General features: G+C 42.7%; 4 protein-coding genes. All 4 read right to left on the reverse strand.

All coding sequences use genetic code 11. The features are described from left to right. On the reverse strand, positions 1-744 hold a 744-nt coding region (locus tag NTV63_04315; GenBank protein ID MCX6710144.1), incomplete at its 3' end, for a hypothetical protein. Continuing rightward, positions 741-959 (reverse strand): DUF5652 family protein, encoded by a 219-nt coding sequence (locus NTV63_04320; protein ID MCX6710145.1) that lies wholly within the window; start codon positions 957-959, stop codon positions 741-743. The genes NTV63_04315 and NTV63_04320, both read right to left, overlap by 4 nt. A 42-nt stretch (positions 960-1,001) precedes the next feature. After that, complete coding sequence (locus NTV63_04325; protein ID MCX6710146.1) at positions 1,002-1,931, reverse strand: hypothetical protein; 930 nt, start codon at positions 1,929-1,931, stop codon at positions 1,002-1,004. 80 nt (positions 1,932-2,011) lie between these two features. Then, positions 2,012-2,950: a hypothetical protein gene (locus NTV63_04330; protein ID MCX6710147.1), complete on the reverse strand. Its 939-nt coding sequence runs from the start codon at positions 2,948-2,950 to the stop codon at positions 2,012-2,014. Positions 2,951-3,080: the final 130 nt, after the last annotated feature.

Consider the following 3,080-nt stretch of genomic DNA (forward strand, 5'->3'; position numbering starts at 1 on the left):
GGAAAGTGTTCCTGTCATTCCAGTGTTTACTGTGACAAAAACCCTGTTTCTGTTGGCGAACTTGTCAGCGCAGATAACATCTTCTTTGAAGACAACTCCATTGCCTTTCTGCTCAATTTTGAACTCAAAATTTATCCTGTCCTTCCCGCTCACGCTTTCACTAAAAGATGTTACCTGAATAGGAGCTCCAGAGCTGTATATTGTCTTTTTCTCGTTGAGCTTGCATACTGTCTCTGAGCTGTCCAGAAGGTTGCTCTTTACGCAAATCTTTGCATTTGCTGTTGTTTCATAATTGTAGCACAGCGATGCTATTATATTATAGCTGACATCGCCAGTCAAATGCCCATAGTAATTAAAACCGGTAAATATAATTTCAGTGGGAGTTGAGGGAATCTTGTTTCCAGAACTGTCCCTTTCAACTTTTATGAGCTCCTCTGTTGGCTGCTTGAATAATGCGCTAGAAGGAAGCCCGAATTCATTCGGGTCTATACCTATAAGCCAAAGCCAGACCTTCTCCTTTGGAACCGTGTATTCTCCGTCATTTGTCAGCGTTATTATCGCATCAAAGGGAAATTCGCCTCCATCAAAAACTTCTGCCGGCGGCGCACTTTCCATAAAATTGATGAGGATTCCATTTGTTCCTCCGACAAAAGGGTTCTTGTCCTTTGTGCTTCCGGTGCCTGCGCATCCGAAAGAAAACACCATCAAAACAATCATAATTCCAAGAAATTCCCTGCTGTTCATTTTAGCTTCCTCCTCACCTTTTTTATAGGTTTCTCAAAATTTGTTGATTTGTTATGCCTCAAAATAAGATAAATACCCGGCAGTATTCCCAGTGTATTGAAAATTAGCAACGCTATAAACCAACAAGGTTTAGGCTCTTCTCGTGCTGAAAAGTATAGGGCAAAGCCTCGCAATACCAGGTCCAGTAATAAGAATGGCAATAAAAAATTCAACATCCATGAATTATATATCATCATTCTTCCTCTCTATTCCTTTTTTTATATCCTTCTCACTTCAATATTTTTTATGTTTGAGTATGTGTATCCGTAATTAAGGTTTATCTTAAGAATTGTTGAATATGCCCCCCGAGACGGATTGGTAGTTGTCTTGCATATGATTGTGGCTTCATTGTTTATGAGCCTTGCCTTTGTATTGCTTCCGCAGTCCAATGGCTGCCCGTTTGAGATTACTCCTGAAAACTGCACTTCATCATAGTCAGCATAGCTAAGGCTGTTGCACTGCCCGACTTTTGCCTGGGATATCACCCTTCCTCCGCCGACATTTCTTACTGTTATCTTAAAGACTGTCTGCCCGATGCTTGAATCCTGCTGGACAGCGCTTATTGCAACTGGACCGCCCTGCCCGCCTCCAAGAGACGGATTTGCGGGAGTGCATGCCTTGCTTCCTGTCTTTGATGGGTCTGCGTCTATGCAAATCTGCACAGATGCTGCGGTTTTATAATCATAGCACAGCGTTGCCCGCAGAGAAAATGCGTAATTGTCAGTGTCCTCAGGAAGCATTGGCGCAAAGTTTCCAACCTGCACAAGGTAATAGCCGCCCTGGGGGCTCTTTGTGGCTTCTGTTCCGTCAATTGCAGGGAAGAAAACCTGCGTTGGAATTGAGACAATTCCCGGGTCAAAGCCGTCAAAATACAATGTTCCAGATGCTGATTCAGCGCCCTTGTTCCATATGTTTATGTTCAATGGGACGCTGTTTCCGTCATATATTGTGCTTGGAGGGCTTCCTTCTGCAAAGCTTGCTTCAAGCCCCTTTGTTCCTGTCCTCAGATTAGTCCCCTTTGCTGAGGAAGTTCCTCCTGAGGTGCATCCGTTCATGAGAACAAGAATAAACAGAATAAGAGCAATTATTGAAATGTTAGCATATTTTGCTATGCCTTTTTTGTTTTTTTCCATGTTGCAAACTGGCATTTTTTCCTACTCTCCAATAATATTTTTAATTATTTGATTATATAAAACTTTCCTTTTAAATTAGCAGGATGCGGTTAAAATCATGTGGGGCGGATTATTCTGAATTTCTGGGTGATTATTTCAACATAGCCGTATTCAAGCTTTATGTTGAGCACAGTTGAATAGGCATTGCTCTTTACGGGCATGCTTTCTGTGTAGCATGTGACAAAATCTTCGCCGGATGAAAGGTCAACACTGGTTCTCGGAGTGCATGTTAACTCCTTTCCCGCAAGATAAGCCTTGACAGATGCCTTTCCAAAGGAAGCCCTGTCTGTTTTTTCATTGAACTTTTCGCTTGAGCAGAATTTTTCAACTGAATCCTCTGAAACAGGATATCCGATTCCAACATTTCTCACATGGATTGTAAATGCAAACTTGAGGCTTTTTTCATCGGAAAACAGCTTTCCAATTTCAACAAGGCTGACTGCAACAGGCGCGCCCTGTTCTGAAAGAGAAATTGACTCCTGCATTTCGCATGGCTTTTTCTCATCAGATTCATCATTAATTCCGGTGTCAAGGCAGAGCGAAAGCTGGGCAAAAGTGTCATATGGATAGCATGTCTTGATGCTGACACTGCTCTCCTGCTCGCTCTTGCTTTCAATTTCAGGCGCCTTAAGGGTAAATGACTTCACATCCTTCTCCCCCCCGAATGCCTTGCTTGTGTTCTTGCCGTATAAATTAAAGTAGATTATGTCCTTTCCACCGGCTATTGATTTTTCCCCAAAGTCCTCAACTCCGATCACAAGAATTCCCCTCTTTATGTCAAGAGCGCCCTGGTTTTCAAGGGAAACTACTACTGGAAATGAGGATGAGCTGTACACTTTTTCAGGGGGGGAATTTTTCACAAAAGACACAATCAAGCCCTCGCTCCCTTGGAACGGGCTGAAGAAATTGATGCCTCCGTAAGAGGTGCAGCCCGAAGTTAAGATAATCAGGGCTAAAACGAAAATTCCAGTTCCTGCAAATATGATTTTTTTCATTTTGAACCCTTATGCAGTTTCTGTGCACAAATAATTTTTCCACCCAACCATATATCCCCCGACAATTCCTGAATAAGTGGTATATCCGCCATAGCGATTAAGAGCGCAAGTCAAGAGCTCATCAGGGGTT

It is taken from the genome of Candidatus Woesearchaeota archaeon (assembly GCA_026394965.1).
GTDB lineage: Archaea > Nanobdellota > Nanobdellia > Woesearchaeales > 0-14-0-80-44-23 > JAPLZQ01.